This window comes from Paenibacillus cremeus (assembly GCF_007786445.1).
In the GTDB taxonomy this organism is placed as follows: domain Bacteria; phylum Bacillota; class Bacilli; order Paenibacillales; family NBRC-103111; genus Paenibacillus_G; species Paenibacillus_G cremeus.
Genome location: NZ_VNJI01000037.1, coordinates 1 through 26,825, shown reverse-complemented (window position 1 = coordinate 26,825; position 26,825 = coordinate 1). Strand labels below are relative to the sequence as shown.

Annotated in this window: 26 protein-coding genes; 9 read left to right on the top strand and 17 right to left on the bottom strand. The window is 54.4% G+C overall.

What is annotated here, in order from left to right:
* Nucleotides 1–79: 79 nt before the first annotated feature.
* Nucleotides 80–358 carry a hypothetical protein gene (locus FPZ49_RS23830; protein ID WP_261381572.1) on the bottom strand — a complete coding sequence of 93 codons (279 nt, stop codon included), beginning with the start codon at nucleotides 356–358 and terminating at the stop codon, nucleotides 80–82.
* Between the two features lie 94 nt (nucleotides 359–452).
* On the bottom strand, nucleotides 453–1,562 hold the full coding sequence (locus tag FPZ49_RS23825) for an acyltransferase (protein ID WP_144851773.1): 1,110 nt from the start codon (nucleotides 1,560–1,562) through the stop codon (nucleotides 453–455).
* A 195-nt stretch (nucleotides 1,563–1,757) separates the two neighbouring features.
* Here FPZ49_RS23825 and FPZ49_RS23820 point away from each other — a divergent pair, with 195 nt between their 5' ends.
* The 7 genes from FPZ49_RS23820 (at nucleotide 1,758) to FPZ49_RS23790 (ending at nucleotide 10,138) form a co-directional block, all read left to right on the top strand.
* Nucleotides 1,758–2,519 carry a DeoR/GlpR family DNA-binding transcription regulator gene (locus FPZ49_RS23820; protein ID WP_144851771.1) on the top strand — a complete coding sequence of 254 codons (762 nt, stop codon included), beginning with the start codon at nucleotides 1,758–1,760 and terminating at the stop codon, nucleotides 2,517–2,519.
* Nucleotides 2,520–2,534: 15 nt separating this feature from the next.
* Nucleotides 2,535–3,347, top strand: a complete 813-nt coding sequence (locus FPZ49_RS23815) for an HAD family hydrolase (RefSeq protein ID WP_144851769.1) — start codon at nucleotides 2,535–2,537, stop codon at nucleotides 3,345–3,347.
* 246 nt (nucleotides 3,348–3,593) lie between these two features.
* On the top strand, nucleotides 3,594–4,967 hold the full coding sequence (locus tag FPZ49_RS23810; protein WP_144851767.1) for a YheC/YheD family endospore coat-associated protein: 1,374 nt from the start codon (nucleotides 3,594–3,596) through the stop codon (nucleotides 4,965–4,967).
* A gap of 18 nt (nucleotides 4,968–4,985) precedes the next feature.
* Entirely contained in the window at nucleotides 4,986–6,179 is a 1,194-nt protein-coding gene (locus tag FPZ49_RS23805) for a YheC/YheD family endospore coat-associated protein (RefSeq protein ID WP_144851765.1), read from the top strand.
* Nucleotides 6,180–6,413: 234 nt separating this feature from the next.
* A complete protein-coding gene (locus FPZ49_RS23800) occupies nucleotides 6,414–7,781 on the top strand; it encodes a YheC/YheD family endospore coat-associated protein (RefSeq protein WP_144851763.1) in 1,368 nt (455 codons plus the stop codon).
* The gene (locus FPZ49_RS23795) at nucleotides 7,782–8,972 is read left to right on the top strand and encodes a YheC/YheD family endospore coat-associated protein (RefSeq protein ID WP_144851761.1); all 1,191 of its coding nucleotides are present in this window, start codon (nucleotides 7,782–7,784) and stop codon (nucleotides 8,970–8,972) included.
* 14 nt (nucleotides 8,973–8,986) lie between these two features.
* Nucleotides 8,987–10,138, top strand: a complete 1,152-nt coding sequence (locus tag FPZ49_RS23790; protein ID WP_144851760.1) for a YheC/YheD family endospore coat-associated protein — start codon at nucleotides 8,987–8,989, stop codon at nucleotides 10,136–10,138.
* A gap of 88 nt (nucleotides 10,139–10,226) precedes the next feature.
* On the opposite strand, the gene FPZ49_RS23785 is transcribed toward FPZ49_RS23790, so the two are convergent.
* The 13 genes from FPZ49_RS23785 to FPZ49_RS23725 all read right to left on the bottom strand — a co-directional run bounded on the left by FPZ49_RS23785 (nucleotide 10,227) and on the right by FPZ49_RS23725 (nucleotide 21,920).
* Nucleotides 10,227–10,874 carry an HAD family hydrolase gene (locus FPZ49_RS23785; protein WP_144851854.1) on the bottom strand — a complete coding sequence of 216 codons (648 nt, stop codon included), beginning with the start codon at nucleotides 10,872–10,874 and terminating at the stop codon, nucleotides 10,227–10,229.
* 222 nt (nucleotides 10,875–11,096) lie between these two features.
* A complete protein-coding gene (locus tag FPZ49_RS23780; RefSeq protein WP_261381571.1) occupies nucleotides 11,097–11,699 on the bottom strand; it encodes a DUF975 family protein in 603 nt (200 codons plus the stop codon).
* Nucleotides 11,700–11,727: 28 nt separating this feature from the next.
* A complete protein-coding gene (locus tag FPZ49_RS23775) occupies nucleotides 11,728–12,297 on the bottom strand; it encodes a manganese catalase family protein (RefSeq protein WP_144851758.1) in 570 nt (189 codons plus the stop codon).
* Between the two features lie 32 nt (nucleotides 12,298–12,329).
* Nucleotides 12,330–12,596: a spore coat protein CotJB gene (locus tag FPZ49_RS23770; RefSeq protein WP_144851756.1), complete on the bottom strand. Its 267-nt coding sequence runs from the start codon at nucleotides 12,594–12,596 to the stop codon at nucleotides 12,330–12,332.
* Between the two features lie 24 nt (nucleotides 12,597–12,620).
* Entirely contained in the window at nucleotides 12,621–12,824 is a 204-nt protein-coding gene (locus FPZ49_RS23765; RefSeq protein ID WP_144851754.1) for a spore coat associated protein CotJA, read from the bottom strand.
* Between the two features lie 160 nt (nucleotides 12,825–12,984).
* Nucleotides 12,985–13,875 carry a YitT family protein gene (locus tag FPZ49_RS23760; RefSeq protein ID WP_144851752.1) on the bottom strand — a complete coding sequence of 297 codons (891 nt, stop codon included), beginning with the start codon at nucleotides 13,873–13,875 and terminating at the stop codon, nucleotides 12,985–12,987.
* A gap of 127 nt (nucleotides 13,876–14,002) precedes the next feature.
* Nucleotides 14,003–15,052, bottom strand: coding sequence for a sporulation integral membrane protein YtvI (ytvI, locus tag FPZ49_RS23755; protein ID WP_144851750.1), 1,050 nt, complete (start codon nucleotides 15,050–15,052; stop codon nucleotides 14,003–14,005).
* Nucleotides 15,053–15,068: 16 nt separating this feature from the next.
* Nucleotides 15,069–16,436: a hemolysin family protein gene (locus tag FPZ49_RS23750; RefSeq protein ID WP_144851748.1), complete on the bottom strand. Its 1,368-nt coding sequence runs from the start codon at nucleotides 16,434–16,436 to the stop codon at nucleotides 15,069–15,071.
* A 77-nt stretch (nucleotides 16,437–16,513) separates the two neighbouring features.
* Nucleotides 16,514–17,641, bottom strand: coding sequence for a radical SAM/CxCxxxxC motif protein YfkAB (gene yfkAB / locus FPZ49_RS23745; protein WP_144851746.1), 1,128 nt, complete (start codon nucleotides 17,639–17,641; stop codon nucleotides 16,514–16,516).
* A 133-nt stretch (nucleotides 17,642–17,774) separates the two neighbouring features.
* The gene (locus FPZ49_RS23740; RefSeq protein ID WP_144851744.1) at nucleotides 17,775–18,881 is read right to left on the bottom strand and encodes an HD-GYP domain-containing protein; all 1,107 of its coding nucleotides are present in this window, start codon (nucleotides 18,879–18,881) and stop codon (nucleotides 17,775–17,777) included.
* 179 nt (nucleotides 18,882–19,060) lie between these two features.
* Nucleotides 19,061–19,867 (bottom strand): undecaprenyl-diphosphate phosphatase, encoded by an 807-nt coding sequence (locus tag FPZ49_RS23735; RefSeq protein ID WP_144851742.1) that lies wholly within the window; start codon nucleotides 19,865–19,867, stop codon nucleotides 19,061–19,063.
* Nucleotides 19,868–19,967: 100 nt separating this feature from the next.
* The gene (locus FPZ49_RS23730) at nucleotides 19,968–21,410 is read right to left on the bottom strand and encodes a bifunctional metallophosphatase/5'-nucleotidase (RefSeq protein ID WP_144851740.1); all 1,443 of its coding nucleotides are present in this window, start codon (nucleotides 21,408–21,410) and stop codon (nucleotides 19,968–19,970) included.
* 30 nt (nucleotides 21,411–21,440) lie between these two features.
* Entirely contained in the window at nucleotides 21,441–21,920 is a 480-nt protein-coding gene (locus FPZ49_RS23725; protein ID WP_144851738.1) for a molybdopterin-dependent oxidoreductase, read from the bottom strand.
* 109 nt (nucleotides 21,921–22,029) lie between these two features.
* Between FPZ49_RS23725 and FPZ49_RS37305 the strand changes: the two genes are divergently transcribed.
* Nucleotides 22,030–22,743: a molybdenum cofactor biosynthesis protein MoaE gene (locus FPZ49_RS37305; protein ID WP_144851736.1), complete on the top strand. Its 714-nt coding sequence runs from the start codon at nucleotides 22,030–22,032 to the stop codon at nucleotides 22,741–22,743.
* Nucleotides 22,740–23,795, top strand: a complete 1,056-nt coding sequence (locus FPZ49_RS23715) for a ThiF family adenylyltransferase (RefSeq protein ID WP_144851734.1) — start codon at nucleotides 22,740–22,742, stop codon at nucleotides 23,793–23,795. Before FPZ49_RS37305 ends, FPZ49_RS23715 begins: the two co-directional genes overlap by 4 nt.
* A 319-nt stretch (nucleotides 23,796–24,114) precedes the next feature.
* On the opposite strand, the gene FPZ49_RS23710 is transcribed toward FPZ49_RS23715, so the two are convergent.
* A complete protein-coding gene (locus tag FPZ49_RS23710) occupies nucleotides 24,115–25,281 on the bottom strand; it encodes a C40 family peptidase (protein WP_144851732.1) in 1,167 nt (388 codons plus the stop codon).
* A 77-nt stretch (nucleotides 25,282–25,358) separates the two neighbouring features.
* Nucleotides 25,359–26,387 (bottom strand): DUF3231 family protein, encoded by a 1,029-nt coding sequence (locus FPZ49_RS23705; RefSeq protein ID WP_261381570.1) that lies wholly within the window; start codon nucleotides 26,385–26,387, stop codon nucleotides 25,359–25,361.
* Between the last annotated feature and the right edge of the window lie 438 nt (nucleotides 26,388–26,825).

Here is a 26,825-nt window from a genome sequence, read left to right as displayed (position 1 = left end):
GTGAGATGACCCAAACAAAAGAGCCCGCCAGCCGATGTGTGAACGGCCCCGCGGACTCTCTTTTTTTACGCAAAACGATTTACTTCTTCACCTGCAGCAGCTTCCGTCTGCCCAGCACCGTCTGTTCCAGCTGCCAGCGCCGCATACGCTTCACCCTCAGCTGCTCCCGCTTCGCTTCTTCCTCGACACCCAGCAGCTCATGCAGATGGGCCGCCACCACGAGCAGCGCAAACCCGATCCACGCGACCACAAAAACGGACTGCAGCGACAGCCCGCCGCCAAAATCAAGCCGCGGCACCGCGTAAATGATCATACCGAGTGCGAGTCCCATGTAAACCAAGCTTTTTTTCCCTTTCAAGTCGGTGTCCCTCCCAGCCGTGCGCACCCGCGCAAACTTGTACACTACAGTGTATGAGAAGGACTTGCAAAATAGCACTTGAGCGTAGGGACGATCAGGCGCGTCCTGGAAGAGCGGCCGGCTTGGACTTTTTGCGAAACAGCTTCATGAATTTGCCGTATCCGTAGACGAGCAGCCACGGCACAAACAGAGTCAGCACAAAAGCGACAGCGACATAGGCGTGGTACAGACGAATATCCCCTACATCGCTGGACACGTGCGACTTCCAATAGGTCAGTACCGCCGGATGGACAAGGTAGATGCCGAAGGAAGCGGCGCCGAGCGACAGGAACGCTTGGGCCAGCTTCGGAGCGCGGTTCACCAGCACCCGGCCAAGCCAGATGAAGCTCATGCAAGCAAAGGCGGCATAGGCAAAAAACAGCAGCGTATACCATGTCCCTTCGAGCATAAACGGCAGCCGTCCCTCCAGCACGAACAGCAGCATAAAGCTGCACCCGAGAAGCACCGTGACCGGCAGCACGAGTCCAATCCACCTTTTCAGCCACCCGAAGAAAACCTCGTAATTCAGCCCCATCCAACCGCCGAGCATAAACATGCTGAAGTAGTTCACGCACAGGGATGGCATGTTAGCGATCGGCTCCACCCAATGGTTGTACGAGTAGAAAACCGCTTGAATCAGCAGCCCGACCCATATAAGCCCTCGGCGAAACCAAGAATAGCCGCACAGCCACATCATAATCGGGAAAAGCAAATAAAACTGCACGATAATGACCATGAAATACAGATGGTAGGAAGCGTCCGCCCACGGGAGCAGATCACCGAACTCCGACCAGTTAAAATGCAGCGTAGCCCGCTGATAAATCCATTGATTGTACATGTAGTAAAAGAAGGACCACAGCAAATACGGGAACAGCACCTGCTTGACCCTGCGCAAATAAAACTGCACCGATTGCCGCCCGCTCCAATCTCCGTCGTAACGGTAAAACAGGACAAGCCCGCTGACCATAATAAACACCGGCACGGCAAAATTGCACAGCTTGTTAATGGCCAAATACAGCGCATGCGATCCGCTTCCAAACGCGAGATCCACCGTCGCATCCGAGGTGGAATGAATGGCTACAACCGCCAAAATGGCGATAGCTCGCACAATATCAAGCTCAAGCAGCTTGGGCTTGGATTTTTTCTTGGGTGGTGTTGTCGTCAAAAATCTCTATCCTTCCTCTGAAACATTTTACCTGTCATTGTAACACATTACGGGATTTTTTCGCGAGGCTTACCCATTTTGCTTACAATTACTTATTTTTACTTGCACAATTCAAGCGATTAACTTATGATTTCCTTATTCATACGTGCAGCTCCCTGCTCATCAGGAAGTTTGAAAGGAGAAGGTTTCAAGCTCATGTATCAAGAGGAACGACTACAGGGCATTTTGCAGCATATGCAGCAGCATCATCGCATTTCGATCGAGGACATCTGCGAGCTGTTCGAGGTGTCCCGGGATACGGCCCGGCGGGATATTGTAAAGCTGGAGGAGCTCGGCAAAATTCTCCGTACCCGCGGTGGCGCCATCTGGCCTACCTTGAACAAGGAGGTGTCCAGCTATGGCGATCGGCTTCAATCCGAGCCCCAGATCAAGCAGGCGATCGGACGGCTCGCAGCCTCCCTGCTCAAAAACGGCGATTACCTGTTCATGGACGCCTCCACGACGGTGCTTCACGCGGCGGAGCATATCCGGACGGAAGGCCACGTGCTTGTCACCAATTCTATCGATATTGCCGGAATTCTATACGAGCGCCCAGGGATCGACGTCCATTTGCTGGGCGGCAAGGTTCACCCGAGGCACCGTTTTATATACGGGGCGCGAACGCTCGATATGCTGCGCGATTATCAGGCGGATAAGCTGATCCTCGGCACCAGCGGGATTACGCCGGACGGTATCACAAACCCGTACGAGGAAGAAGGCTACGCCATGCGCGAGATGATCCAGCGGGCGGACCAAGTGATTGTGCTGGCGGATCATACGAAGTTTGGGATGCGGCAGTTTTTTCGCGTGGCCGGGCTGGAGAGCATCGATATTCTCATCACCGACCGGGAGCCGGAGGAACGAATGAAGGAAGCGCTCCTTCAGCACGATATCAACATCATGATTGCAGCTATATAAAAGGAGAGATGAACCATGATTAAACTGGTTGTCAGCGATTTGGACGGCACCCTGCTGGTCGGTCATACCAAGTCGATCCGCGAAGAAGACCGGCAGGCGCTGCTGAAGGCGGAGGAGCTCGGCATTACCGTGGCGTTCGCGTCGGGACGGATGCGGCCGGAGATAACCGTCATCGCCCAGGAGCTGGCGCTGCCCGCTCACGCGATTTCACAAAATGGCGCCTACGTGCATCTGAAAGACGGGACGCTGCTGCAGTCCGCCGCCTTCGAGCGAGAGCTGATCGTTCGCCTCGCAGAAGCAGCGGAAGGTACACCACTCCTCACCGTGATTGCCGGACCGGACAGCTATATCGTCCAGCAGCTGGATGATCGCACCCGGCCGCTTCAAGCCAATCTGATGGCTCCCTTGGAGGAAGCGACGAACATGCTGGAGATTCTTGGCCGGGAGCTGATTTGCGGCAAAATCTCGTATATCGGCGAGGTTCCCCGGCTGCTCGAGCTGAAGCAAGCGCTGGAGGCGGAGCATGGAGACGCGGTCGACGTGTACATCTCCGATGTCAACTGTCTGGACGTCATGCCGCGTCAAAGCTCCAAAGGCGCCGGTCTGAACGCCCTGCGAGAGCTCCTTGGGGTGCGTCCGGAGGAATCGGCCTGCTTCGGCGATGCGTTCAACGACTTGTCTATGTTCGCGGTCACGCCGCATAGCTTCGCGATGGCTACGAGCCACCCGGAGGTGCAGCGCCACGCCGCTCGGACGGTTGGCAGCGTGGCGGAAGCGCTGGATTGGGTGTTCCGCCACAACGAGCAGGAGCTTGTGAAGAAGCAGTAGACATATAGCAGCGTTTAGCGCTGACGGAAGAGCGTGCGGGCTGGAGGCAGCTTTCGCGCTCTTTTTTTGCGTTTTCCCCAGCTCATGTCCCTCCCTTCCGTCTGTCCCCTTCGCACTTGCAGGTTTGGCACAGTTTCCTTTCACCAAGGGGTAAGCGTCCTCATATGATGAAGTAGTTCGTTTGTCATTGTTCCAAGCATTTAGGGGCTGTCTCTACGGCAAATCGATGCTGGGAAGGAGTTCCGCATGAAAAGAACGAAGGTAAAGTTGCAACTACAAAGTCCCAGCATCTCCATGGACGGCTCAGCCATCATGCTCAGCGAAGCCATAGCAAAAAAGTGGAAAATTCCTCTCCGCCAGTCTCTGCAGCTACAATACGGTTCATACCAACAGGAGGTTATGGTCGTTCCCGTATCCCAGACGGCCAGCGTCATGCGTATCAGCGAGCCGCTGCTTTCCCGCTGGGGGCTAACCCATGGCGACCAGCTGTGCCTTCAGTACCGCCCCGGTACCCGGCAGCTGCTGATCGGACCGCTCATCGGCGTGCTGGTCAGCCGCGTATACACCTCTAACCCAGATAAACCGTTCGGTGCCAGCACCGCGTTTACCAGGGAACTGACGGACGCTTGCAAGCTTTATGGCGCTGCGGTCTTTTTTTGCACGCCGGATGATGTGCAAAGCCAAAGCGAGACGATCCGAGGCTGGCAGTATACGAACAAATGGGTCCGATCCACCTTCCCCATTCCGAACGTGATTTACAACCGTCTGACCTCGCGGAAGCTGGAAAACCAGGTCAACGTGCAGCAGTTTCTCGGGTACGCCAAATCCGAGCATAGCGCCATTTTTTTTAACGAGAAATATTTGAACAAAACGGAAGTGTTCGACGCGCTGCGGAAGGAAAGCGGCCTTCAGGTGTATTTGCCGGAATCGTATTTGCTCAAGAGCCCCCAGCTGCTGAAAATGATGTGCGTCAAGCACCCCGTCGTCTTTCTCAAGCCGATCACAGGCAGCTTAGGCAAGGGCATTATCCGCATCCGCCGCAATCCGGAAGGCACGTATACGTGCCATTTTACGGATTTGAGCGGGGCGCGCCGGCAGTCGTACCCCAGTCTGAGCACGCTGTTCTCGGCCATCTCCGGCAAGATCAAATCGCAAAACTACCAGATCCAGCAAGGCATCAATCTGCTGACGGTAGGCGGGCGGCCGGTCGATTTTCGGGCACTGGTGCAGCGGGATGAAGCCGGAGCCTGGAAAATCACCTCCATTGTCGCCCGCATTGCGGGCAACGATCATTTCGTCTCCAATCTGGCGCGGGGCGGCACGCTCAGCACGGTGAAGGAGGCGCTCTCCCGAGCCGGTACGGCGGCGGCAAGCGGCGGCTACTCCAAGCTGCAGCTGGCCGCGCTCCGCATCGCCAAGGGGATCGAGACGCAGGTTTCGGGGCATTTTGCCGAGCTGGGCATTGATTTGGCCTTGGATACCCAAGGCCGGGTGTGGCTGATTGAAGTGAATTCCAAGCCGTCCAAGGATGACAATACCCCGCTATCGGCGGAAGAGCGCAAAATACGGCCTTCCGTGAAGCGGCTGGTGCAGTATGCTCGATTTATTTCCAAGTTTTAATCGTCGGAGGTGAGGCGTATGTGGAGGCCTTCTTGGCAGCACAGCGGTCAACATGCGATGGGTATTTTGACGACCCAGACGGAGGACGATCCGCCGTTTTTGAACCGGGATTTCTATCGTCGGCTCTGTTTGTATGGCCGACGGAGCGGACTGACCGTCTTCGTGTTTACCCCGCAGGGCTTCGATTGGCCGCACCTGGAGGTCTTCGGCTTCACCTACGACGACGCGCACGGCTGGGTCCCGGGTCGTTTCCCCCTCCCGGCGCTTGTGTATGACCGATGCTTCTTTACGTCAAAGCAGCAGTACGCCGAGTATCGTCTGGCACTGCGTCGCTTGCAGGAGCACCGCTCCGTTCGGCTGCTGGGCTGCGGTCTAAAAGGCAAGTGGGACACGGAGCAGCTGCTCCGCCGGGACGGCCGCTTCGACCGCTACCTGCCGCAGACGCAGGTGCTGCGCAGCATGCGCACGCTCGCCGCCTGGCTTCAGGACCGCCGGGAGGCGGTCTTGAAGCCGCAGGGCGGCTCGCAAGGCCGCGGCGTGCTGCTCGTGCGCCGCGAAGGCGCGGATGCGCCCGGGAGCACGGAGAACGACGCCGGGGCGTCGTTCTCCGTGCGCGGGCGCGACGCGCGCAACCGCGGCCTCGAGCGCCGCTTCGCGGGCGAGGCCGCGCTGTTGCGCTGGCTGCGCCGCTTCGTGGCGCAGCGCAGCTATTTGCTGCAGCAGTATCTGCTGCTGCAGACCCGCACCGGCGACGCGTACGACGTGCGTGCGCTGGTGCAAAAAGACGGCGCCGGTCGCTGGCAGCTGACCGGCATGGCCGTCCGCCGAGGTCAGGGCGGCAGCCTGACCTCGAACCTGCACGGCGGGGGCACCGCGCTGCCCGCCGAAGGTTTTCTGGCCCGCGAGTTCGGGCCAGCCCGCGCCGAGGAGCTGCAGCGCGAGCTTACGCGGCTCGCCCTGCAGCTGCCGGAGGCGCTTGAATCCCGTCACGGGCGGCTCGCTGAGCTCGGCATTGACTTTGGTGTCGACACCGGCGGCAATATTTGGATCCTTGAGGTGAATTCCAAACCTGGCCGCTCCATTTTTACTTATGTACAGGATCACCACGGCAGACACGAAGCGATCGCGAATCCGATCCGGTATGCGCGATTTCTACTCACACAGCTGCAACCGGCCGTAACCGAACGCCAGCGCAACATCAACGCGCGCTAACGACCTGGCTACCAACCAACGGAGCACGATTCCGTTTCATGCGATAAATTACGTTTTTCATTCAGCGGAACACCCACCTTCACACACCGCAAACACCCTCTCCCCTTCACACCCGTCATCCTTTCACACGCTGTCCCCCTTTCGCTTACTTTTTCTTTTTAGCTTCACGACCTACGAAACGCACATCCTTACGAAGCCAGTTTTGCCTGCGGCAAAACTCTCAGGAGGTTCAACATGAGTTTGACAACTTGCACGATTCATGTCACCCAGCGGCAGGATAGAATGCTTTACTTGTCTAGCGATCTAGCGGACGCCCTCAAGCTGGCCAAAACCAGAAACGTGACGTTGATGCTCGGTAGCAAGAGTGTCGCGTTAGGACTCAAGCTGCTGAAAAAAAGCGGCAACCATCTGTATTTGCCTCATTCCCTAAGCAACCAGCTTCGCTTGCCGAGGCTCGGAACCAGCATGATCGTGAGCCACGATGGAAAAGAGCTCCGGCTCGGCCCGATGATCGGGATCCTCACGAGTGTAAACCGCAGCAGCGAAGCCCCGTTCGGCTCCCGCACGGAGTTTATCCGTTCGTTTATGCGCGTGAATAGCGATAAAGCCTTCTATTTCGGCTTCTCGCCCAGCGATGTAAACTGGTCGCAGGAAACGGTCACCGCCACCATTCCGAAAAGCGAAGGCGGCTGGGTCCGCAAGGTGATTCCGCTTCCGGACGTCATCTATAACCGGCTTCCGAGCCGAAGCGCAGAAAAGCTGGCCTCCATGAGCGCTTTCAAGCAGCGATTCGTCAAACGCGGCATTCCGCTGTTTAACTGGAGCTTCTTCGATAAATGGGACGTCTATAATCTGCTCGAAGGCACCAACGCATTCACACACGTGCCGGAGTCCAAAATCAACCCGAGCAGCGCTCAAATCAAAGAAATGCTGGAGAAGCATAAATTCATTTACCTGAAGCCGACCGCAGGCAGCCTCGGCATCGGCATTTACCGGCTGACCTACAATCCGAAGCGCGGCTATTACGCCCGCTTCCGCCGAAGCGATAAGAATGTGCTGCTGCGCTTTAGCAGATTCGACTCGCTCATGAGCCATCTCAATCGGCAAGTCCGCAGCCTGAACGGTTACGTTGCGCAGCAGGGGATCCGTCTGATCGAGATTGACAGCTGCCCGATCGACTTCCGTTTTCACATGACCAAAAACAACGCGAACGAGTGGGTCGTCGCCGCCATCGGCGCAAAGAAAGCGGGCAAAGGCAGTGTGACGACACATGTGCGCACAGGAGGCCAGCTGATGACACCGGAGCAGGTGCTGAAGCAAATTTTCGGCTCCCGCGCGGACACCGTGCTGACGAGCGCCAAAGAGTCCGCCATCAAGCTCGCGGAAGATATCGAGAGAAACTATCGCCACACGCTCGGCGAGCTGGGGTTTGATATCGGGATCGATATGAATGAGCGCATCTGGATGTTCGAGGCCAACTCCAAGCCGGGCCGTTCGATCTTCAAGCATCCGGCGCTCAAGGAGCAAGGCCGTGCGTCGCTGCAATATATTTATGATTACTGTCTCTACCTGAGCCGCTTTCGAGCAAGGAGGGATACGTGAGTGGACGTCCTCATACAGCAGAAACAGAAGCCGACGCTGGCCATTCTCACTTACGCGGATAAAACGAGGCTTTTTCGCGGAAATCAGGAAAATTTTGCAGACTTAGTCCGAACCGGGGAAGAGCATGGCGTACTGGTGTACGTCATGACGACCTCGGATTTTAAACTGGACGGTAAGCTGGCGATCGGCTACAAGTACTACCCACTCACCAAAACCTGGAAAAAAGAATTGCTGCCGCTGCCGCACGTCATTTATAACCGGATCCCCTACCGCAAATTCGAGCTGCTGCCCGAGGTGCAGCAGATTATTCAGACGTGCATGCGTCATGGGCAAATCCAGTTTTTTAACCCGGCGTTTTTTAACAAGTGGGCGCTGTTCGAATGGCTGAACAAATCCAAGGATACCCAGCCGTTCATCCCGGCGACCCTGCAGCTCACGAGCGAAAGGGATCTGGAGAAGCTGCTGCAATCCTACCCTTCTCTTTACCTCAAGCCGATTCGCGGCAAGGCCGGCTCAGGCATTATGCGCGTCAGCCGGTCTACGACCGAGAAGGCGAAATCCCAGCTCTACGAGCTCAGCATCCAGGAAAAAACGAAAAGCCACATTTCCCGCTATCCTTCGTTATCTCAGCTGTGGACGCAGGTGCGTGAGCAGACGACCGGCAAAGAGTATATTATCCAGCAGGGCATCACCCTCTCCAGCTACAAGCAGCGTCCGTTCGATCTGCGGGTGCTGGTGCAAAAGAACGGTAAGGGTGAATGGAACGTTTCCGGCATCGGAGCACGGCTCGCAGGCAAGCTGAGCATTACCACGCATGTCCCGCGGGGCGGGTCGATCGACGATCCATCTAAGCTGCTGGCTTCCTCCTTTGGCACCCAAGGGAGCAAACGGATTATTCTCCGGGCCAAGAAGGCGGCGCTGCTCATCGCCAAGCAGATTGAATCGGCCTGCGAAAACATGCTCGGGGAAATGTCGATGGATCTGGGGGTCGACACGGAGGGGAGCATTTGGTTTTTCGAAGCTAACTCCAAGCCGATGAAATTCGATGAGCCGCCGATCCGCAAAAAATCGCTTGAAAGTCTAATCCGATATAGTATTTATTTAACTAAACAAAGCCGTAATCTCCTCGCCAAGAAATCGGCTGATTCCCCATCGGAAGGGACCACACTCTTGAAGAAAAAAGCGAGATAGGCAGGTGAAACCCCATGAGCTACCAGGTTGGCGTACTTGCTTTGTACTTGGCAGGGCGGCGGCTGGAGGAACTGGCGTTCTTCCGGAAGCTGTGCGTCAGCGGTCAGAAGCTCGGCGTCGAGGTGCTCGTGTTCACACCCGATGATGTGGATGAATCGAAGAGGCAGATCCATGCGATCACCTACAACACGGCCTCCGACAAATGGACACGAAAAAAAGTCGGCTTCCCGCCGATTATTTATGATCGGTGCCGGTATCACGGCGCAGACAATTACCGTAAAATCTCTCACTTCCGCCGCACGTTCACGAAATTGAATTACGTCAGCCGGCCGCTGGCCAACAAGTGGCGGATGCATCAAATTTTATCGGAAAGTGAAAAGATTGTGCCGCACCTTCCTTCCACTACGCGCTACAAGGATTCCAAGGAGCTGCTCAAAATTTGCAAGCGGTACAGCACGGTCTATTTGAAGCCGCAAGGGGGTACGGGCGGGCGAGGCATCCTGCGGCTGCAGCGCCTGCAAGGCGGCGAGGCGTTCCTTCTGCAGGGCCGCGACCCGTCTCGGCAGATCATTCCAGCGCACCGGGTGGAAGCGACCCAGCTGGCCACCCGGCTTAGCTCCTTGAAGCTGAACGATCGATATATTGTGCAGCAGGGCATTCAACTAGAGCTGAAGGACGGCCGAGTGCATGATTTTCGCATGCTGGTGCAAAAGGACGGCACAGGCCAATGGCAGATCACCGGCTGTGCCGGACGCATCGGGCCACGCAAGTCGGTGACCTCGAACCTGCATGGGGGCGGGACGGCTTCGCCCATGGATTCACTGCTGAAATCCCGCTTCGGCTCCAGCGAGAAGGTCGCTGAAATCAAGGAGACCGCATATGCGCTCGGCCTCAATGTCGTCGAGCATCTGGATACGAAGTTTGACACGTTCTGCGAGGTCGGCATTGACCTGGCCGTCGACCCGAAGGGTCATGTGTGGCTGCTGGAAGTCAATCCGAAGCCGTCCCGGGAAGTGTTTTATCGCATCGGAGAAAAGGAAACGTACCGCAAAGCGATCCGCCGGCCGCTGGAGTTCTCGCTCTGGCTGCTGAAGCAGCGCAAGCAGGCCGACAAGGGAGCGGCAGCGGCAGCGACCGCTAGTGTGAGACCTACGTTTTTAAAATAAAATAAAAAAAACAGTCGCGCGGGGCGTGCCGTCTAACCTGATCTACAGGTAGAACGTTGCGCCATGGCTCGACTGTTTTTGTTTGTTCTTACGGGAGCAGCTCCACCAGCTGCTCAAAGCTGGCGATGCGCACATCCGCCTGATCGAGCTCGCCTGCTTTGCGGAAGCCGGCGTAGTCGCAGCCGACTACGAACAGCCCGTTGGCGTGTCCCGCCTCCACATCCGAGGAGCGGTCGCCGACCATCCAGGCGCTCGAAATGCCGTGCTTGTCCAGCAGCATGCGCACCAAATCCACCTTTGAGCGGGTTTGATGCTCCCCGGCGCTGTACAAGCCGTCTGGCTCAAACAACGGCTCCAGCCCTTTTAACCGGATGACGCCTTTGACGTACGCCTCCAGCCCGTTGCTGGCAATAAACAGGCGAACGCCTTGCTCTCTCAGCTTCCGCAGCGCTTCGGCCACACCATCGTATAGCTGGCCCTCTCCGCGCGCCAGTCCCTCTTCTTGAAACTTCAGCAGCAGCTCGTCCGCTCTGCGGTGTGCCTGAACGTCGGACTCCGGCATCACGTTCTGCCAAATATGCTCCAGCAGCATGCCCAGGCAGCTAAGGATCGCCTGCTCCGGCGGCGTTTCCCCTTCATACAGCCCCTCTGCGCGCAGCTGCTCAAATGTTGCGTGATAGGCCGGCAGCAGCAGTGTCTCCGTTTGGAACAGCGTTCCGTCCAAATCGAAAATCATCGCCTCCGGCTTGTTTGTGCTCAGGCTCAACGTCCTTCCCTCCCGATAATCATGAAAGTTCACGTTCTATCGAACCATGATTTGCAGGGAATGTCAATGCAGACCGCTTGCGCCTTGGCTATCGGTTGCGCTATAAATCGTAGGCCGCCCAACGCCTGAAGCCCAGCCCCAGTGCCATTTTGATGCAGCACGGAAGCCGGGCTTTTCTCCTTATTAGTCTATTCAAGCGGTCTGTTTGGTTTGTATTAAGTTTTCGTAAAAGCTCGCGTTCGTCGCCGCAAAATAAGGAATTAGCCAAATCAGTCCAATGCCGAGCGTGACCACACTTAATAGGCCCCAGCCCAAAAAACTGAGCGCCAGCTTGAAATATTGCAGCTTGTGCCCATCCATCAGCTCCTTGCTTCGATCGATCGCCTCCATCGCGGTCAGCCCGGGATTATCGTTCAAAATGTAGAAGGCCATGGAATACCGGATTCCGGCGATAATTCCGGGGACGATCAGCAGCAGCATCCATAGGAACACAAAGATGGACGACAGCAGGTGCAGCAGGAACGCCTGCGCAAACCGGGAGAAGCCCTCGAAGATGTCCGCCACATTCGTCGCCTGCTGCCGAACCAGACGCAAGTAAAAATATGCTGCGCCAAGCGTCAGCGGCCCCGTAATCACGAAGCTGATGAGCGATCCGACCCTCGGCAGTTTGGACAGCACGATCGAGATCACCATCACGATGAGCGTCACGGCGACCGCTTTGCCCCAATGGCCCTGAAGATGGCTGAGGGCGCGTCCTTTCAATTCCGCTCGGGTCGCAATCGGTACGGTTTCCACTAGGACCAGTCTCCTTTTTTACGTAAACTTAGAATACTTTCTTCGTCCCCTGCTCGGCCTTCAAAATTTCCACCGCCTCACGAAAACGCAAGGAATGGATGATTTCCCGCTCCCTCAAAAACTTGAGCCCATCCTGCAAATCCACGTCGTCGGTCATATCGATCAGCCATTGGTACGTCGCCCGGGCTTTCTCCTCTGCAGCGATGTCCTCATACAAATCGGCAATCGGATCGCCTTTGGCCTGAATATAGGTAGCCGTCCACGGCACGCCGGATGCACTTTGATAAAAGAGCCCCCGATCGTGGGCCACGTAATGATCTTCCAGTCCTGCCGCCTTGATCTGCTCAATCGAGGCATCCTTGGTCAGCTTATACACCATCGTCGCAATCATCTCGAGATGAGCGAACTCCTCTGTGCCGATGTCCGTCAGCAGCCCGACCACCTTATCCGGGATCGAATACCGCTGATTGATGTATCGAAGCGCCGCTGCCAGCTCGCCGTCTGCTCCGCCGTATTGCTCCAGCAGCAGCTTTGCCATTCGAGGATCGCATTTACTGACCCTAACCGGGTACTGCAGCTTTTTCTCATAGATCCACATGAAACTCCTCCTCTCCTAAGTGTGCACCCGATTCAAACCTGCCAGGGCCAAGGCGTCTCGATCCACTGCCAGGGATGACGTGAAAAGCTGTGTCCGTAAGCCATAAGCGGGCCGAACTCCATCTCAAATTGCTGCGCCAGCTGCATCCGTTTTTGAGCCATTTGGTTGTACTGCTGAAGCGCTGTTCCATCTAACGGGTGCGTATCCAAATAAAGGGTGAGCTCCACAAGCACAAAATCAACGGCCTGCAGCTCCTGCAGCATGGTGTAATACCGGTCTGGCAGTACATTTTCTTTCATGAGGGCCGCTCCTTTCGTTCTGCTTTACGTCATTTTAGGCTGATACGGGCTGTACAGTGCAGGCCACAGCGTCCCGTAGCGGAGCGCCTCCTGCGGCGAGAACTGCGGCAAATTCATCGGCTGATATGTCATATAGAGCTGCGGCGGCGTACTGTAGAACTTCTCTCTAATGGGCGGACAAGGATCGAAGGGACCGACATAGGGGTACCACACTTTTACCTGTTCCATTCGGCGGCATGCCTCCTTAGGATTGCTATGAATATGTATACAGGGCTGGCTAGTCCATTATGTGTAAAAAGCATGCAAATAAAAAAAGCCCACCCTAGGGCTGTTAACCTTCCCCTAGGGTGAGCACAATGGCTTGTATAAGTTCGATCCATTCTTAAGCTTAGTGAATATCCTTCTTCTTAAAGCGGCCGCCCTTCACGTCATGGATGTTGCCCACGGCTAGGAACGCCCCAGGGTCCTTTTCCTCGACGATTGCCTTCATCTTCGCTTCTTCCAGCCGCGTAATGACGCAGAAGATGACCCGCTTGTTGCCGCCGGTAAACCCGCCTTCGCCTTGCAAGTACGTAATGCCCCGGCCTAGCCTCTGCATGATCGCCTCGCCGATCTCGCGGCTGTTCTCGCTGATGATCCAGACCGACTTGGACTCATCGAAGCCTTCAATCGTGACATCGATCATCTTATACGCGATGTAGTAGGCAATGAGCGAGTACATCGCCCGGTCCCAGCCGAACACGAAGCCCGCGCTGGCCAGGATGAAGAGGTTGAAGAACATGACGATCTCGCCGACGGAGAACGGGGCCTTCTTGCTGAACAGGATGGCGACAATCTCAGTCCCATCGAGCGAACCGCCGGAGCGGATGACCATGCCGACACCGATGCCGAGAATGATTCCTCCGAACACGGCAGCTAGCAGCGGATCAATCGTAAGCGGTGGAACAGGATGCAAAAGCCACGTTCCGATCGACATGATCATGACCGCAAAAAGAGTGGAGTAAGCGAACGTTTTACCAATTTGTTTATAACCGACGAATAAGAACGGGAGGTTGAACAGGAGCAGGAAGACCCCGATGGGGATTTTTGATAAAGCCGAGGTAATAATGGATATACCGACAATGCCGCCGTCGATGATATTGTTGGGTACGAGGAAAATTTCCAGTCCCACGGAGACGAGCGCCGCTCCAAAAATAATAAATACGGCACGGCGAATAATTTTGGACAGGGCTAGCTTTGAATGCTGTTTGATTTTGGTTCTTTGAATACCTGCGTTCATGCGATTCCCCCTCAGGGCTTTCCGTAGGAAAGCCAGCTTCGTAAGCATTTGCCGAGTTTTGCCGAAGGAAAAACTGACTTCGTAAGCGTTAACTGGACTTTCCGTAGGAAAGCCAGCTTCGTTAGCGTTAAGTATCCAGTTTAATGTTAATTTTCAACAGCCCCGCTTTACGCAGCGCTTGATACACAATAATGAGCACCGGCCCGAGAATCAAGCCGATCACTCCGATGAGCTGAAACCCAACGTACATGCTGACCAAAGCGGCAAGCGCGTTGATCCCGACGGCATCTCCAATAATTTTCGGCTCGATCAACCGGCGGAAAATCATCAGGCCGAGCAGCAGCACCAAGAGCCCAATTCCCAAATGCGAGTTGCCCGACAGCATGCTGTAAACAGCCCACGGTATGAGGACCACACTCGTTCCCAGCACCGGAAGAACGTCCACCCCCACGATCAATAGAGCAATGGCGAGCGGATAATCGACTCCAAGCACCAGCAAGCCGACCAGCGTCACCACATAAGTCAGCACACTGATCATAAACTGGGCGAAAATAAACCCCAGAATGGCCCGCCTCAAATCCGCCAGCACGGCCGTCACCTTGCCTCGGGACAGCTTATCGAACAAATTCAGGAACGATTCATGCAGCTTCGGCAGGCTGAACGAGATCAAGTAGAGCCCTATGACGAAGACAACAAAGAAAATGAATAAGCTCGGGATCGTTTTCGCCACACTGACGAAGTAACCGGAGATCGCAGTCACGATCGTCTTAATGTTCTCAGTCAGCACCGTGAGACCGGTTTCGATCCATTTTTGCAGCTGAAGCGCCATGCCCGCAGGCAGTGTCTCATAGAACAGCTGGGTTTTTGCGGTTGCGTCCTCGAAAAACAACTGCGCCTCGTTAATATAATCCGGCGCATTATTCCAGAACTGGATCAGCTCGGTAACCATTTTGAAACCGACCAGATACACAAACCCGAGAATCAGGCCCGTGAACAGCGTGCACGCCGCCGCGGCAGAGAGCATCCGCCCCATCCGAAAATACCGGACTAATGCCTGTACGACCGGCTCCAGCAGGATAGCCACCAGCATGGCGAGCAAAAACGGGAAGCCGATCGTAAACAAACCATACAAAAGCACTACACCTAAAAAGCAAAACACGAGCGTACGAAGCGACATCGAAGAGCGTTCCCCCCTATTCGTTGTGCTGGTGGCTGGCCACGGCATCGGCCGTTTCTTCTTTAGGCAGGCGGCGAATGGTCACGCGCAGGACGCGAAGCCTCTCGACCTCCGAAATTTCATAGCAATAGCCCTCGTATTCCAGGCGCTTGCCTTTGGCTACGCTGCCCTCCAGCTGCTTGAACAACCAGCCGCCGATGGAATCGACCTCCTCGTCGTGAATGCCAAGACCAAGCAGGTCGTCCAGCTCCTCAAGCAGCATACGACCGTCGACCGAGTAGACGTCGCCCTGCTTCTCCACCTCAGCGCGCTCCTTCTCGTCGAACTCATCGTGAATTTCGCCGACGATCTCCTCCAAAATATCCTCCGTCGTGATCAGCCCGGCCGTACCGCCATATTCGTCGATAACGACCGCAAGCTGGGAGCGCTTCTTCTGCATCAGCTTCAGCACATGGCTGATTTCCATCGACTCCGGCACCATCAGCACCGGACGGAGAAATTCCCGCAGATCGTGATCCTTCTCGGGGTCTGCGAGCAGCAGGTCCGACATATGCACGAAGCCGATAATCTCGTCCTTGTCATCCATTGCCACCGGATAGCGCGTATGCTTCGTTTCATAGACAATTTTCAAATTGTCCGTAAACGACAGCTGGGTAAATAAGCATTCCATATCGGTTCTCGGCAGCATGATTTCCCTTGCCACCCGATCGGAGAACTCGAAAATGTTGTCGAAGAGCGCCAGCTCGTCTTTGTTGATGTGACCGCTTTTCGCGCTCTGGTCCATCAAAATCCGAATTTCCTCTTCCGTATGCGCCCCTTCATGCTCTGACGCGGGCTCGACGCCGACCAGCCGCAGCATGCGATTAGCTGCGCCATTAAGCAAATTAATCGCCGGAAAAAAAATCTTATAAAACACCATTAACGGTGCGGACAGCCACAGCGAGGCAGCCTCCGACTTTTGGATGGCCAGCGATTTGGGCGCCAGCTCGCCCAGCACAATATGGAGAAACGTAATGACGGCGAACGCAATCGCAAACGATATTGCGTTGGCGTACCAAGCATTCTCTAATCCCAGGGCCTCAAAGGTCGGATCCACAATGAGATGGGCAATCGCCGGCTCCCCCACCCAGCCAAGGCCTAGAGAGGCGAGCGTGATGCCCAGCTGTGTCGAGGAGAGGTAGGCATCCAGCTTTTTCGTTACGGCCAGCGCATATTTCGCTTTCCCGTTGCCCTCGCTGACAAGCTGCTGCAAACGGGTTTGTCTGACTTTCACAAGGGCAAATTCAGCCGCCACAAAAAAGCCGTTCAGAAGGACCAGGATCAGCACCAGGAGGATATTCAGCACGATCGATCCGAAATCAAACCCTGTATGGCCATTTCCCAAGGATGTTCAAACTCCTTTGCTGATAAAAATAACGAAGAGACCCAGTGTTGCTTAACCTGCTAAAACGATAAAATCGCTTAAACTACCGCTTGCCGTGACGTAAAATCCGTTTGCTTATAATACATATCCGCTACCAGAAGGTTAGGGCCGCAGCAGCGGGCCGCCGGGCAGTAGCAGTCGACCGTGACGCCGAGCGGGTGCGCCTTCCACCTTGCGTACACTTCGTCCAGCCGATCCGTGTGGACATTGCCGAGTGACGGGACATCGGAGAAATCGGTCACGTACACATCGCCTGTGAACAAGTTCACATTCAACCGGTTGCGGCCGTCCGGATCGTTGCGCACCGTGACATTCGGCTCCTCGCGAAGCCGTTTCACCAGCTTCAGATCCGCTTCGAGCGAGCTGCAGGCGTAGAAAGGAAGTGTGCCGAACAGCATCCACAAATCACGGCTGCGGCCGTCCAGCAGGCCATGAATGGCTGCGCGGGTTTGCTCCAGCGTCAGCACCGGCAGCTTGGAAGCGAAGGCGCTCGGATACATCGGATGTACCTCATGGCGCCGGCAGCCCATTTCCTCGATCAATCGGTGAATCGCGGTCAGCTTCTCATGCGTACGATAGTTGATCATCGACTCGGCGGAGACGAACATGCCGCCCTTGGCGAGCGCCACCGTATTGTCGACCATTCGATCGTACATTTTCACCGCGGTTTCCTTACCCACCTTGCGAGCGGAATTAACAAACCCGACCTGGTAAAAATCATCCGCATTCAAATAATTGAAGGAAATATGCATGACATCCAGGTAAGGCGCCATCTGCTCGTATCGCGACAAGTCCAGCGTGACGTTGGAATTGATCTGTGATCGAACTCCGCGCTGCCTGGCGTACTTCAGAATAGGGACTATATAGTCGCGTACGGTTTGCTCGTGATAGCTTGGCTCACCGCCCGTAATGCTGATCGTCTCCAGCTCTTCCACTTCGTCCAGCCGCTTCAAAATCACAGCCAGCGGGATGCGCGGACCTTCCGTCAGGGTAAGCGATTCACCTACGGCACAATGCTCGCACCGCATATTGCATAGATTGGTCACCGTAAGCTCCACACTAGTCAGCCGGTGTTCCCCATGCCGCTCTTTGGAGCGAATGGGATCCCACGGATCGTATTGCGGGCTGATCGGCTCGAGTGCCTGTTTTGCTGCTTGATCGTACATCTTGTTCCATACACCTGTCTTTGCCAAAAGTTTTTTTAAACTATATTACCCAATATATTACCCATTGTATCTTAATACTACAAAAAAGCCCAGCTTCCCACCATTTCAGGAAACTAGGCTTTATGTGCACAGCTTACGAAAATTCCATCTTGTCCTCATTGACACCGGTCACCATGACCGACAGCTTCTTGGATAAATCGATCTCGACGGACGGATTCATCAATTCTTGACCATCCGCATCCTGCAAAATACGTACGACCGGTCGATGCGGCATCTTCGCATTCAGATCGACTACGACACCGGATTCCCCAGTATTCAGCGTAACGGTGATGCCGATGGGATAAATGGCGATTTTATCGCGGAACAGCTCAATCATCTTCTTCTCATACAGCGTCTGGGAGCCGGTAAATAAAATTTCCATCGCCTGATGTGGAAGCATAGCATTGCGATAAACGCGGTGCGTCGTCATCGCATCGTACGAATCGACGAGCCCGACCCAACGGGCATATTCGTGAATCTCATCGCCTTTAAGCCCGCGGGGGTAGCCGCTTCCGTCCATCCGCTCATGATGCTGAAACGCGCAGTGGGCCGAGATCAGCGGGATGTTGGGCTCGTCCTTCAGAAATTGATAGCCGAAGGTCGTGTGCTTCTTGATCCGCTCGTACTCCTCGTTTGTCAGCGGCTCCTTCTTGCGGAGCAGCTCGAGCGGGATCTGCGTCTTGCCCACATCGTGCAGCAATCCGCCCAGCCCCAGCGTCATCAGCTCATCCCGGGAATAGCCATAGGACATCCCTAGCATCGTAGCGTAAATACAGACGTTGAGCGAATGCTGGAACAAGTAGTTGTCCATCACACTGATGTTGGACAGCATGATCATCGCATCCTTATGACAGGTCAGATCGTCCAAAATCATGCTCATCATGCTGCCAAACGTCTTGCCTACGTTCAGGCTGCCGACCGCTTTGCGCTTCATCTGATCCTGCATGATCGTACGGAAGGAGCCCCGAATCTCGGAGATCGCCCGCATCCGCGTCTCATCCGAGATCATATCCTGGACCACGATGTCTCTCGTTCTCGGATCGTCGATGTACACAAAATCCACACCGTGATCACCCAAGCGATAAAGCAGGCTCTGCGTTAACTCGACCCGTTCGCCAAGCAGCGTCAAGCCTTCTTCGTTATATATTCTTTTACCCAGCTTCATGCCAGGTTTAACCATCGTTAAAGGAAGCAAGCGCATGCAGGTGCCCCATCTTTCTTAAGAAAAATTTACAAAAAAGTCATATAGGCTTAGCGTATAAGATTCAATCGGAAGAAGCAATATATTTTTTTAGCTTTTTTGACAAAAAAACCGGAAACATAGACCTTTTGTCCTAGTTTCCGGCAAATTTTTATATGAAATTAATCCTATTTTTGGTACTATCGCAGCAGAAAGAGCCAGTAGAGCACAGCGATGATGAAGCGATAGTAGGCAAAGTAAGACAGGTTGAACTTCTGAACGAACTTGATGAAGGTGACGACCGCCAGCAGCGCTACTACAAACGAAACGATAAAGCCGATGGCAAAAAAGCCGAATACATTCGAAGTAAACTGGTCGAGGCTCTTGAGCATCTCGTACCCGGTAGCGCATACCATAACCGGAATCGCGATTATGAAGGTAAAATCGGCTGCCGCCCCGCGGCTAGCACCGGCCAGCATCCCGCCGGCAATCGTCGATCCGGAACGGGAGAAGCCCGGCCATAAGGACAAAATTTGCCACAGACCAATGATGAAGGCCTGCTTATAGGACAGCTCGTCCACGTCGTGAGCCGTAATCTCGGTCTTGCTCTTTTCCCCGATGATCAGCAAAATCCCGCCCAGCACCAAGCCAATCAGCACCGTATACGGCGAGAATAAATAATGCTTAATAAAATCCTTTGTGGCATAAGCCAGCAGCAACACCGGCACGATCGCCAGCAGGATATGAATCAAATTCATTCCTCTGCCCGATCTCGGTTTATCCTTGCTAAGTCCAAACAGGCGCAGGATCCGCTTCCAATAAACGATCACCACCGCCAAAATCGCGCCGAGCTGAATGACGATCTCGAACGTCTTCATCATTTCGTCCGAATCCGGAATGCCTAGAAGCGATCCCGCCAAAATCATGTGGCCAGTGGAGGAGACAGGCAAAAACTCCGTCAAGCCCTCCACAATCCCGATTATTACCGCTACCCACCAATCGTACATATAAAGCCTCCTACGTGTTCTCGAAAATAGTTGTTAGGTTTGTACAGCAGTTCCTATTCTAGCTTGTTTTCCTGGTTTTGTGCAATCCTTCGTGCTTTTTTTACAAAAGCTTTGTATACCGCTTAGCACGGCTTTCAACTATCGCTTGGGGGCTTTTCAGCTCCCGCAGCAGCACATCGCGCAAAAACTCCGGCAAAAAGTATTCGATCTTCGTTCCTTGGCTGAGGGACATGTACCCGATGCCAAACGTGAACATGTCAATCATGCCGACCGTATACTCCCGCTCCGGTACCAGATGCTCCGCTCCTACGCGGATGCTTCGGACTTTATGATAGGGCTCGCCTTGAGGCTCATATTCGATCTCCATTCCGTCTACACTGAGGGAGCCAAGCACCTTGCCGCGGAAGCCAAACCCATAGATCGGCTTCTCTTGGAACTCGGGCAAAAGCGATTCCTCCAGCGCCTGGATCAGCTGGGCGCCTGTCAGCTTCAATCGGCAGGGGTTGATCGGCGAAGGGCACAGCTCCAGCAGCATCCCCGCGCTGATCGCGCCTGCGGGAAGCCCCTTCAGCAGCTGCCCCGCGTTCACGAGACCGATCTCCGCACCGGTACGCCGCCGCAGTCCTGCCGCCAGTAAGTTGCCTAGAGGCGACTCCTCATACCAATCTACGGCGATCGCATCGGACAAGCGCACCGCCTCCTGATCCAGCACCTCAGCAGCTTCACCTGCGAACCGCTCGATCAGCTGCTTCACCGCCGTCATCTGCGGCGCCTCGGCTGCAGGGATGACCCGGGCGGTTAACCCGGCGCGCAGTCTGCTTTGCGGATCCCAGTCCACATCGACGACGCCAACGTATTGCCCAAATTTGCCTGCGGCGCAAATATGCGTGTCGCCGATGAGCAGAGGCTGCTCCAGCAGGTGGTGCGTATGCCCGCCCAGGATCAGGTCGATGCCCGGCACCTCGGCGGCTAGCCGTTCATCATTGCGCAAACCTAAGTGCGACATCACGATGATCAGATCCGTCTGCGGCTGAAGCGCCTCCACCGCAAGGCGGACGGCCTCGAACGGGTCCTCTATGTCCCACCCCAGCAAGCGATAAAAATCCGTAAAGCGCGCGGTCACACCGATTAGGCCGAACCGTACGCCGGCTTTTTCAATGATATGCGCCGGCTTCGCCCATGCGGGAACCTCTCCGGACTGCGCCTCCCTCATATTGTCCAGCACGACGGCAAATTCAGCGTGACGCCCGTACAACTCGGAGAGCACCTCTGAAGAATAGGTTAGTCCTTCGTTATTGCCGATGGTCACGGCATCATACCCTGTTGCATTCATGACCGCGATATTGGCGCGGCCCCGCGTCCCTTCCGTCGCCGGCCACATCCGGTCGATATGATCACCGATGTCCAGCGTAAGCGTACGCTCCGCTCCTGCTTCCGAACGCAGGCTGTCCACTATCGAGGCAATGGCAGGCATCGCTTCAAATCGGCTGTGAATATCGTTGGTATGAACAATGCGCAGCCTGATTGAATTCGTTTTATTCAACACTATGCCCCCTTTGTGCAAAACTGGCAGCTATGTATTTGAATTCGGTGCTTTCCCCTTTTTTAGCTGATCGGGGGAGACGACATTTTTGAAGCCATAGGTTGCCGTTAGATCCTCGCTGTTCCCATAATCAAAACGGATGCGTACGACGCTTTTCACATTCAGGCACTCGCTGCTGCCATCAGGAACGTAAAGACGGATCGGGTACCCTTTTTGCAGAGGCTCGCCATTTTCCTGTGCGTATAAAAACATCGCCTGCCCCAGCTCGTTCCAAGGCACCGACGCCTGAAACTCATCGGCCGCTTCCACTTGAAGCCGAGTCGGGTTTTGAAGCACGCTGCCTTTGCGTATGCGGCACCACGCCTCATACCACGCCATCAGATCAAACGCTTTGCCCGTGACTCCGGGAATGCGTTCCTCCGCACGCAGCTGCATCGGACCAAGGCCAGCCAGCTCCTGTACCTCCAGCTCGGCTGAGCCGTGTATTTCATCATATACCGCGATTTTCATCGATATGCCTCCATCCCCTGTCCCACTGAAAACACATCCTACATTATATCATTTATTTGCTAAAATATGATATGCTTGAGGAATTACCGTGTGGTAGGAGGCATGTAAAATGAAGCTGCAGCTGCTGGTATTTGCAGGTTTGGCGGAACAGCTCGGCGGACCGATGCTGACGCTCGACATAGAAGGGGACAGGCTGTCGCCTGCCCAATTAAAAGACCATTTAAAGGGGCTATTCCCCTCTGCCGCAGGGGCGCTGGAGCAGGCTTTTCTGGCGGTAAATCAAGCGTATGCGGAAGCAGACAGCTGGATTTACGAACAGGACGAGGTGGCGCTGATTCCGCCGGTTTCCGGGGGAGAGCCCGCTTTAGAGCCCGTGGAGATTACGCTGGAGCCGATCCGGGTCGAGGATGTCACGGCTAAGGTGCTCCACCCCCATCATGGGGCGGCGATTTCGTTCATCGGCACGACCCGTGAGTTCACGAACGGCCAGCGCACGGTGCTGCTCGAATATGAAGCGTACACACCGATGGCGCTGCGGACGATGCAGCAGATCGTCGATGAGATCGGGGAGCGGTTTCCAGGCACGCTATGTGCGATAACACATCGGCTGGGCCGCGTTCCTGTAGGGGAGATCAGCGTCGTGATCGCCGTCTCCTCGCCTCATCGCGACGCCGCTTATGAGTCCAGCCGGTATGCGATTGAACGGCTGAAGCAAATCGTCCCGATTTGGAAAAAGGAAATTTGGGAGGATGGCTCCGAATGGAAGGGCCACCAGCTAGGCCCTTGGAATCCGACCGCCAGCATAGGAGGAGCTCCATCATGATCGATCACCTAGGTATAGTAGCTGATGCCGAGCGCTATTCGCGGCAAATGCTGTTCGCGCCGATCGGCGCGGAGGGGCAAGCGAAGCTGCTGCGCTCGCGCGTCGCGATTGTAGGGATGGGCGCACTCGGCACCGTGCTCGCGAACCACATGGTGCGCGCCGGTGTCGGCTTCGTGCGCCTGATCGACCGCGACTTCGTCGAAAAGAGCAATCTGCAGCGGCAGATGCTCTATGACGAAGCCGACGCGGTCGGATCGTCACCCAAGGCGGAAGCCGCGGCTGCGCGCCTGCGCGCGGCCAACTCGGGGGTGACGATCGAGCCTGTGGTCGCGGATTTGAACGCGACCAATGTAGAAGAGCTGCTGACGGATGTGCAGCTCATTTTGGATGGCACGGATAACTTTTCCGTGCGGTTTTTGCTCAATGACGTGAGCGTTAAGCACGGTATCCCGTGGGTTTACGGCGGCGCCGTGAGCTCCCGCGGCGTGAGCCTGACGATTGTGCCGGGCGAGACGCCATGCCTGCGGTGCCTGTTTGGCCAGCCGCCGGCGCAGGGCACGGCGGAGACGTGCGATACGTCCGGAGTCATCGGCTCGATCATCCACACCGTCGCGTCGCATCAAGCGACGGAGGCGCTCAAGCTGCTGGTAGGGGCTGACGCCCAGCGCAACCGCAAAATGGTCCACTGGGACCTGTGGCACAACCAATACGCGGCCGTCGACGTGTCCAAGGCCCGCAAGCCGGACTGTCCCTGCTGCGGAGAGCGCCGCTTCGAATATTTGGACTCCGCAATCGAGGAGGACACGATTCAGTCGCTGTGCGGGCGCAATTCCGTCCAAATCCAGCCGGTGCGCCCCGCCCACCTGAAGTTATCCGAATGGGCGGACAAACTGAGGCCGCTCGGCCGCGTGGAGCAAAACCCGTTCCTGCTGAAGCTGCACCTGGAGGGCGACATCACCCTCGTGCTGTTCCCGGACGGACGTATGATCGTTCAGGGCACCGATGATCCAATCCAGGCCAAGAGCTTATACAGCCGCTATATCGGCATGTAAGGCAGCGCGGCCCATTCGAGCTGCATTTTGTGATATGCGTGCGCTTGACGGACTTTACGGAACTGTATTCCGTTATCCAGTCGAATCCCGCACTTGTCCACTCACTAGCGGAACAGCGATCCGCTATTTGCCTCCAATCGGCTCAGTATGGAGCCCAAATGATCAAATATCGGAAGCCAGTTCCGCCAAGCTTCGGAAATGGCTTGCTCGCAGCCCAATAGAGGAACTCAGTTCCGCTATCACGGCAGCCTTAACGCTGAAAGACCGACAGAGATCACATGAACTGTGAATTCTGTCGGTCTTTTTCCTGCGTTTTCGCCTAATATGCAATCCGTTCGGCTTTGAGGAACGTCTTTTTCCAATACGGTTTGTTGATCATGCTGATCTGCACCCCATTTTTCGGCTCCGGCGAGGAGTGGATCATTTTTTGATTGCCCATATAAATCCCCACATGGCCTACAACCTTATTCGTGCGGAACCGACCTGGTACATAGAAAAAGAGTAAATCCCCCTTTCGGAGCTGCTTTTTGCTTACCGTCGTCCCTACCTTAGATTGCGCCCTGGCCACGCGCGGGAGCTTCACACCAAATTTAGCAAAATTGTACTGCGTAAACGTAGAGCAGTCAAACCTTCCGGAGACAGGGTAAGGCTTCGCCCCGAACTTGTATTTGACTCCCATGTACCGTTTCGCATTCTGAATGACACCGTTGATGTTAATATTTTTGATCACCGGTACGGCCGGTTCGTCCTCATTGATGGAAGAGGCCGTAGGAGCAGCCGAAGGCTCTGTATCGCTCTCGCCTTTCAACGGATCCGCCGGATCGTCTTCAAAATCGTCCTCAGCCCCCGTATTCGCTTCTTCCGGTCCGTCCATCGCGGCATCCACGGCCAAATCCGACGCGTGCAGCACTAGTGTTTTGCCTTGAGCCTCCGTATTTACATCCTCCGAGAATAAGTTCAATGCCGACACCGGAATATGCAGCTGTGAATTATGAAGGATCGGCGGATCGCTCAAGCTGATTTGATCCTCTTCTTTAGTGGCTGTGGTGCTGCCCGGCTTTAGAAGATATTCCGCATCGTTATCGCCCATTTGAAAGGTTTGATCCTGCGCATTCCAATCCGTATTGAAGCCCAGCGCCTTGGCCAAATCAGCGGCTACAATGTAGTCTTTTCCCCCAATGCTGACGATCGGAATGGACATGTCCCCCGATGCCGGAGCCGCGGATTGAAGCTTAATCGTATTTCCATTGGATTGGGACTGGGCTGTGCTAGAACCGGACGACGAAGCGCCTGGCATCTTCTTGTATCCGTTCAGCTCCTCGCTGAGTTTTCGGTCGGCTGCATATCCGCTCGTGCGCGGCATACCTACTTGTCCACTTTCCTTCTGTTCCTTAGACAGCTGCGCTCCACAGCCCGTTGTTGCTGCCACCATAATGGATAATGCCGTTAACGCCGTACACCGCCAAGACAATCGCAATCCCTTCATGCTCTCATGCTCCTTGCTGTAGGTTTTTTGCTCGCTCATAGCATGGGAAAAGCGAGCCTCGCCTATGCATAGGCGTCTCATTTCTCTGAACCTTGTGCCAAAGACCTCCTGTCAATCGCTTCCGGCTGTTTCTCTAACCACCCATGTTTAACCAAAATATTGTAACAAGAAGCGCCAGCCTCTGTCGCATGTGTAAATACTTTTGTGTAATTTAATATGATATCCGATCTTAAGCTGGAGCCTATGGCTGCTCCATAATATGAAAGGGCTGCATTGATTAAAAATGCACAGTGAAACATCATCAATTTATCCGAGAACGGACTTATCGTAGAATCCGAAATCTCCGCATCCCAGCTCTCAGGAATGGGCAAATGATCCTCCTTTAATATTTTGTTAAAGCTTTCCGCATCTCTCCCTGCCAATTTCACATTTTTCAACATAAAATCACGAGTATCTTCTGTCTTGGCCACTTGACTAAAGGCTAAACTTAAGGATTTGACCATTCCCGTTTTCATGGAATTAAAGAATAGATTGCTAATCTCCGAGCTATTCAGCGGCCTTTTGTCACCGATTAAATTCGAAATGATTCCCCTTGAATTCACAAACTCATTCCCAAGCGGCGAAGGAATCCATGGAACACTTGTATACTTGGATTGGGGTTGCGATTTTGCGGTTTGGACTATTTTTTGGAAATATTCTTTTGAGTCTGCCAAACATTCAAAGAAATAATTTTGGACATCTTGTCGCTCGGAATTCGTGATGGCCAAGCTATAAGCCGTTAACCCATGGATCGTCATAATGTAGGAGTAAAAAAGTAAAAATGGATCCGAAAATAAGCGTGGAGCATTCGGATTCACATCCTTTTCCGTAAATCCGATTGGAGTTTGGAATCCACCTCGTTTCATAAATTCATTGATCTTCGATATCTGGTTCTCCGCTAATTGTAATCCGATCGCTAGTATCGACTTAATAGGTTTGTCCTCAACAATTTTAAGAAAATAGTTGTAAACACAGATCGCCATACTATCGCCCATATACTGAAGCCAAAATGCGGATACTTCCGCAGCAGTTAATTTATTTATCTTGGTTGATCCAAAAATACCCAATCAAAATTCCTCCAATTTTTCCATATGAAAATAGAATGTTCTCTTGGATCGGAAATATACAGATAAATCGTAGGATTTTTTTCAAGCACAAAAAAAACGTGTCCGAGTGACTAGAGCACGCAAGCGTGATCGGTCACAGCGGACACGTTCTTTATGTTCACTAGAAACCTTGATGTATCAAGGTTATCCAATACTGCCTTCCATCTCGAACTTTATTATTTCAACCATATTGGGGTTGATTTTGGAATATCGCATTTTATCATAAATCCTTTATTTATGCGGGTTCCCGATGATTTCTGTATCACGAATTATTTTACTCAACTTTCGCAGCTACAAATTAGCTTAAACGCCCTACGGCTGTAAGGACGGAGCGCATTTTTTCCTTCTCTTGACAAAAAAACACCTTCTTTGTTTGGTATCATGGAAGTGTCCAGCAAC

Bases quoted from the DNA above. Each gene is read 5' to 3' on its own strand.
- FPZ49_RS23820 (WP_144851771.1), top strand. From the start codon at position 1,758: ATGTATCAAGAGGAACGACTACAGGGCATTTTGCAGCATATGCAGCAG.
- FPZ49_RS23815 (WP_144851769.1), top strand. From the start codon at position 2,535: ATGATTAAACTGGTTGTCAGCGATTTGGACGGCACCCTGCTGGTCGGT.
- FPZ49_RS23810 (WP_144851767.1), top strand. From the start codon at position 3,594: ATGAAAAGAACGAAGGTAAAGTTGCAACTACAAAGTCCCAGCATCTCC.
- FPZ49_RS23805 (WP_144851765.1), top strand. From the start codon at position 4,986: ATGTGGAGGCCTTCTTGGCAGCACAGCGGTCAACATGCGATGGGTATT.
- FPZ49_RS23800 (WP_144851763.1), top strand. From the start codon at position 6,414: ATGAGTTTGACAACTTGCACGATTCATGTCACCCAGCGGCAGGATAGA.
- FPZ49_RS23790 (WP_144851760.1), top strand. From the start codon at position 8,987: ATGAGCTACCAGGTTGGCGTACTTGCTTTGTACTTGGCAGGGCGGCGG.
- FPZ49_RS23785 (WP_144851854.1), bottom strand. From the start codon at position 10,874: ATGATTTTCGATTTGGACGGAACGCTGTTCCAAACGGAGACACTGCTG.
- FPZ49_RS23775 (WP_144851758.1), bottom strand. From the start codon at position 12,297: ATGTGGATCTATGAGAAAAAGCTGCAGTACCCGGTTAGGGTCAGTAAA.
- FPZ49_RS23770 (WP_144851756.1), bottom strand. From the start codon at position 12,596: ATGAAAGAAAATGTACTGCCAGACCGGTATTACACCATGCTGCAGGAG.
- FPZ49_RS23765 (WP_144851754.1), bottom strand. From the start codon at position 12,824: ATGGAACAGGTAAAAGTGTGGTACCCCTATGTCGGTCCCTTCGATCCT.
- FPZ49_RS23760 (WP_144851752.1), bottom strand. From the start codon at position 13,875: ATGAACGCAGGTATTCAAAGAACCAAAATCAAACAGCATTCAAAGCTA.
- ytvI (WP_144851750.1), bottom strand. From the start codon at position 15,052: ATGTCGCTTCGTACGCTCGTGTTTTGCTTTTTAGGTGTAGTGCTTTTG.
- yfkAB (WP_144851746.1), bottom strand. From the start codon at position 17,641: ATGTACGATCAAGCAGCAAAACAGGCACTCGAGCCGATCAGCCCGCAA.
- FPZ49_RS23740 (WP_144851744.1), bottom strand. From the start codon at position 18,881: ATGCGCTTGCTTCCTTTAACGATGGTTAAACCTGGCATGAAGCTGGGT.
- FPZ49_RS23735 (WP_144851742.1), bottom strand. From the start codon at position 19,867: ATGTACGATTGGTGGGTAGCGGTAATAATCGGGATTGTGGAGGGCTTG.
- FPZ49_RS23725 (WP_144851738.1), bottom strand. From the start codon at position 21,920: ATGAAAATCGCGGTATATGATGAAATACACGGCTCAGCCGAGCTGGAG.
- FPZ49_RS37305 (WP_144851736.1), top strand. From the start codon at position 22,030: ATGAAGCTGCAGCTGCTGGTATTTGCAGGTTTGGCGGAACAGCTCGGC.
- FPZ49_RS23715 (WP_144851734.1), top strand. From the start codon at position 22,740: ATGATCGATCACCTAGGTATAGTAGCTGATGCCGAGCGCTATTCGCGG.
- FPZ49_RS23710 (WP_144851732.1), bottom strand. From the start codon at position 25,281: ATGAAGGGATTGCGATTGTCTTGGCGGTGTACGGCGTTAACGGCATTA.